Source organism: Nonomuraea sp. K271 (assembly GCF_009908215.1).
In the GTDB taxonomy this organism is placed as follows: domain Bacteria; phylum Actinomycetota; class Actinomycetes; order Streptosporangiales; family Streptosporangiaceae; genus Nonomuraea; species Nonomuraea longispora.
This window is the reverse complement of the sequence record NZ_JAAAHR010000311.1, coordinates 1-4,582: the sequence shown is the minus strand read 5'-3', so window position 1 is coordinate 4,582 and position 4,582 is coordinate 1. Positions and strand designations below refer to the sequence as shown.

Below are 4,582 nucleotides of genomic sequence, written 5' to 3'. Positions count from 1 at the left end.
GCCATGATGTGCGCGCCCTGCTCCTCCGGGACCGGCGCGGCGGTGGCCTGGACGGCGCGTCCGCCCACGTGCAGGGTCACCTCGGGGGTGGCCATGACGTTGCGATACCAGTCGGCTCGCCGCCCGAACCCGGAGGCCGCCACGTAACCCCGTTCGTCGTGCTGGACGACCTCGACGACGGCCCGGCGGGGCCGGCCGGAGACGCGGCCGGTGTGGGTGAGCAGCATGATCCGCTGTCCCAGCAGTCGGCCCAGGCCGACCCGGTACAACAGGATGGGAAGGCGCCACAATGTGCGGCGTAGCCCGGTCGGCGGTGCGGGCCTCTTGACGATCTCCATACCGGTTCCTCTCTGTGTCGGCCGCGCTCACGAGGGAGTCTTGGCCAGCAGGTCCTCCACCGCGGACAGCGCCGCGCCGACGGGCAGGTCGCCGTCGATCATGTAGTGCAACATCAGCCCGTCGATCGCCGCCACGACCAGGGTGGCCACCCCGTCCAGGCGGTCGCGCGGCCAGGCGGCATGCGCCTCGCGCAGGCGTCCGGCGATCAGGCCGCGAGCCTGGCGCAACTCGTCCCGGAGCACCACACCCAGCGCGGGATCGCGGGTGGCGCCCGCGATCAGCTCGGCCGCCAGCCGGGTCGTCTGGTCGTCGCCGGTCGCCTGGGGCAGCAGGCGCCGCACGGTCGCCAGGGCCGCGCGCTCGTCCGCGGCCTGCGTGAGCTCGGTGACCAGCGGGCCGAGGATGAGCTCGGTGGCCTGACGGAAGATCGCGGTGTGCAGCCCGGCCAGCCCGCCGAAGTGATAGTGGATCAGGCCGGGGTTGGTGCCGGCCCGCTGGGCCACGGCACGGGTGGTGACCCCCTGCCAGCCGTCGTCCCGCAGCAGGGCGATGCCGGCCGCCACCAGTTGCTCGCGGCGGCGATCCCCGCGCACCGAATTTGGTCGGTCGGCCAAGTTGGTCATACGGCCAAACTAGCAGAGCGGGGACTGGGCGCGGAACGCGATCGGCCGCAGGCCAGCCACGCCGCCTTCCTCGCCACGCTGGTGGAGGCCCCAAGGCCATCTGCCGGGTGGCCGAACGAAGGCCGCTTCGTCGCGTTCGCCATCGCCTCGCTCGTGCCCCGGTGTACGACCCGGACGGGCCCGGCGTGCACGCTCGACGCCTACGCCGTCGTGGACGACGGTGACTGGGCCACGATCAGCACCTACCCCTTCACCCGCAAGCGCGGCTACTCGCACACTTTCCGGGACGGCCTGCCGGAGCTGTACCCCGACCTGTTCGAGGCCTACCTCGACTCGTCGGCATCCACACCGTCACCGAGGCGGCGCCCATCCTCCAGGACGAACCGCGCCGCGCCACAGGCTGACGCGGGGCCGTGGCGCGGCGGCGCCGCGCCACGGCCCACGGTGGATCAGCCCGCGCTGCAGGAGACCGACGGCCAGGTCTGGTTGCCGTTGTGCTGGATCGTCACACCCCAGTTGTTGCCGTTGCCGTTGGGCCTGGCGCTCAGGACCTGGGAACTGGGGTAGGTGGCGCTGATGTTCCAGGTGGCGATGATCTTCGCCGGGGACGGAACGTTCATCGTCACGGTCCAGTTGCTGGAACCGCTGACGTTGACGGACAGGTTGTAGCGATCGCTCCACTGCTGGCCCGCCGACAGCGTCGCGGTGCAACCGCCAGGGTTACCCGGGTTGCCGGGGTCGGGGTTGCCTCCGCCGGAGCCGATCGTGATGTTGGAGTTTCCGCTGCTCTGGTAACCCTCGGTCGCGAGGATCATGTAGTCGTGGTTGCCGAGGTTCATGCCCTGGCGGGCCCACGCGTCGAAATGGTTGCCCGAGGTGATGCTCCCGCCGGTCCTCTTCGACTGCCGGACGCTCCAGTACTGGTCGAACGTCCTGGTGCCCTCGATGGAGGGGGCGTCGTACCGCGTCGTCTTGTAGATGTCGTACGTGCCGCCGTCGCTGGTGACCGTGCCCCTGTACTCGCCAGTCGGCCGGTAGGTGCCCCAGTTGTCGACGATGTAGTACTCGATGAGCGGGTTCCTGGTCCACCCGTAGAGCGTCAGGTAGGCGTTGCCGGACGGGTTGAAGCTGCCCGAGTAGCTCACGGTCCTGCGTCCGCCGGTACTCCAGCCCTTGCCGGCGACGAAGTTCCCGGTGTTCCTCCATGAGGTGCTGTAGTTGCCGCCGGAGCCCAGCTCCATGGAGACCGTCCCGGGGGCGTCGGTCCAGAACGAGTAGAAGTAGCCGTTGTTGGTGCCGGTCTGGTTCGACGTGATGGCCGCGTTGGCGGCCGACGGCAACAGCGCGGTGGCCAGTGCCAGCACCACGGCTCCGGCACGGGCGGCGAACAACCTGACGCGGCCGCGTCGGCGGCGGTGGGGGGCGTCGTTCATGCGTGCTTCCTCCTCGTGAGGGCTCGCTTGGGGGCAGGCAGCGACAGTGTTCGTCCGCGCCCGGCGGGCTGTCAACGACGCCCGGCCGAACCCGCGCCTCCGCCCGGCCCGCGGCCTTCCTTTCGGGCATCACACCTGGTCAGTTAGTACGCCCTGCCGATCTTCCCGAACCCGGTGGATGAAACTTTCACTGATATTCCGAAACATTCGGAACGCTCCCCGGCGCGCGGTCGGCGATCACCAGGTTCCGTCGGCGGCGACGTCCACGACCCAGACGACGCCGAAACGGTCCTTGAGCATCCCGTAGAGCGCGGACCACTGCGCGGGCTCCAGCGGCCGCACGACGTCGGCTCCTTCCGAGAGCCTCTCCCAGTACGCGGTGATCTCCTGCGTGGTCTCACCGCGGAGGGAGAGGAAGAAGGAGTTCTCGCCCTGGTCGTACGGCAGGTGCGAGGGCACGTCGTACGCCATCACGTGGAAGCCGTCATCGGCGAGCACCTGGCCCCACATCACCCGGTCCGCGTCGGCGGCGTCCTGCACGTTCCCGGCGTCCCTGTACGTGACGACGGCGAGGCCGCCACCGAACACGGACCGGTAGAACTCGAGCGCCGCGCGGGCGTCGCCCCGGAAGTTGAGATGGGCCGCGGACTTGACGGTCATTTCCTGACTCCTGACCTGAGAATCGTCGTTGTCGAGCGCCGTCGTCCGGCGCGAGACCCCACCGTGGCACGGGAAGCGGTCAGGATGTGGCCTCTACTCGGGGCACCATGGGAGCCATGCAGAAGACCTCGGCGCGACTGCTGTCGCTGCTCTCGTTGCTCCAGGCCCGCCGGGACTGGCCGGGGGCGCTGCTGGCCGAGCGGCTCGACGTCAGCCCGCGCACCGTGCGCCGGGACGTCGACCGCCTGCGCGAGCTCGGCTACCCCATCGTCGCCTTCAAGGGACCGGACGGCGGCTACCGCCTCGACGCGGGCTCGGAGCTGCCTCCGCTGCTGTTCGACGACGAGCAGGCCGTCGCGCTGGCCATAGCGCTGCAGACCGCGGCCGCCACCACTGGCGCCGGCATCGAGGAGGCCGCGGCGCGTGCGCTGAGCACCGTCCGGCAGGTGATGCCCGCACGGCTGCGCCGCCGGATCGACACCTTCCAGGTCACGCCCGTCGAGCGGCCGGCGGCCCGGCCGGGCACGCGGACCGGCGGTGGCGTGCTCATGGCCCTCGGCGCCGCCATCCACGGCCGCGAGGTGCTGCGCTTCGACTACGCTCCGGCCTCCGCGCCGGAGGCGCAGGGGGACGCGATGCCGGAGCCGCCGCGCCGGGTGGAGCCCCATCACCTCGTCACGTGGGGCGGGCGCTGGTACCTCGTCGCGTGGGACCTCGACCGCGAGGACTGGCGTACGTTCCGCGCCGACCGGATCGCCCCGCGCACCCCAGCGGGGCCGCGCTTCGCCCCGCGCGAGCTGCCCGGAGGCGAGGTGGCCGCCTTCGTGGCCGCCCGGTTCTCGGGTTCGTACGGCTCGGGCGGCTGGCCCTGCCGCGGCGACGTGATCCTCAGGGCGCCCGCCGCCGAGGTGTCCCGCTTCACCCGCGACGGTGTCGTCGAAGAGCTGGGGCCGGACCGCTGTCGGCTCGTCCTGGGCTCGTGGTCGTGGATCGGCCTGGCCGCCGCCATCGGCAGGTACGACGCCGACATCGAGGCCGTCGCTCCCGGCGAGCTCAAGGACGCCTTCGCGCGCCTGGCCCGCCGATACGCCGGCGCCGTGGGCGGGCGAGTTGACGAGCCGGATGCGGCTGTGACATCCTGAATGTGGCAGCGAGGTTGACACTTATATTAAGTATGGACATTCGTTTCCCTTTTGCGTTATGCTGCTTCCTCGCGCTGCCTCCTGACGGCCCGGCCCACGCCGGGCGTTTGGCGTGCGCGCAGTTCGATTCCATCCGTGTCCACCGGAAGGACATCTGTTGGCAGCCTCGCGCAACGCCTCCGCCGTACCCGCTGGTCCTCGTCGCGTGTCATTTTCGCGCATCCAGGAGCCTCTCGAAGTTCCTGACCTTCTCGCTCCGCAGACCGAGTCGTTCGATTGGCTGCTCGGCAACGAGAAGTGGAAGGCCCGGGTAGAGGCGGCTCGCCAGGCCGGGCGCAGGGACGTCCCGACCCAGTCGGGTCTCGAAGAGATCTTCGAAGAGATC

6 protein-coding genes are annotated in these 4,582 nt (G+C 70.6%); 2 read left to right on the top strand and 4 right to left on the bottom strand.

Going from position 1 to position 4,582, the window contains the following annotated elements; genetic code table 11:
* The 4 genes from GUY59_RS46155 to GUY59_RS46140 all read right to left on the bottom strand — a co-directional run.
* Nucleotides 1-338, bottom strand: a 338-nt coding sequence (locus GUY59_RS46155) for a nitroreductase family deazaflavin-dependent oxidoreductase (RefSeq protein WP_161715101.1), incomplete at its 3' end; no start/stop codon positions are given.
* 27 nt (nt 339-365) lie between these two features.
* The gene (locus GUY59_RS46150; RefSeq protein WP_138208669.1) at nt 366-962 is read right to left on the bottom strand and encodes a TetR/AcrR family transcriptional regulator; all 597 of its coding nucleotides are present in this window, start codon (nt 960-962) and stop codon (nt 366-368) included.
* Between the two features lie 449 nt (nt 963-1,411).
* The gene (locus tag GUY59_RS46145; protein ID WP_138208668.1) at nt 1,412-2,395 is read right to left on the bottom strand and encodes a glycoside hydrolase family 11 protein; all 984 of its coding nucleotides are present in this window, start codon (nt 2,393-2,395) and stop codon (nt 1,412-1,414) included.
* 237 nt (nt 2,396-2,632) lie between these two features.
* Entirely contained in the window at nt 2,633-3,055 is a 423-nt protein-coding gene (locus GUY59_RS46140; protein ID WP_132341874.1) for a VOC family protein, read from the bottom strand.
* A gap of 116 nt (nt 3,056-3,171) precedes the next feature.
* On the opposite strand from GUY59_RS46140, the gene GUY59_RS46135 reads away from it, so the two are divergent.
* Both GUY59_RS46135 and GUY59_RS46130 read left to right on the top strand, forming a co-directional pair.
* Nucleotides 3,172-4,197, top strand: a complete 1,026-nt coding sequence (locus tag GUY59_RS46135; protein WP_138208667.1) for a helix-turn-helix transcriptional regulator — start codon at nt 3,172-3,174, stop codon at nt 4,195-4,197.
* Between the two features lie 157 nt (nt 4,198-4,354).
* Nucleotides 4,355-4,582 (top strand): hypothetical protein (locus GUY59_RS46130; RefSeq protein WP_132341870.1); only part of this gene is annotated, 228 nt, incomplete at its 3' end.

What these genes read in the sequence shown, in the direction of transcription:
- GUY59_RS46135 (WP_138208667.1), top strand. Translation starts at nt 3,172, where the DNA reads ATGCAGAAGACCTCGGCGCGACTGCTGTCGCTGCTCTCGTTGCTCCAG.
- GUY59_RS46145 (WP_138208668.1), bottom strand. Translation starts at nt 2,395, where the DNA reads ATGAACGACGCCCCCCACCGCCGCCGACGCGGCCGCGTCAGGTTGTTC.
- GUY59_RS46140 (WP_132341874.1), bottom strand. Translation starts at nt 3,055, where the DNA reads ATGACCGTCAAGTCCGCGGCCCATCTCAACTTCCGGGGCGACGCCCGC.
- GUY59_RS46150 (WP_138208669.1), bottom strand. Translation starts at nt 962, where the DNA reads ATGACCAACTTGGCCGACCGACCAAATTCGGTGCGCGGGGATCGCCGC.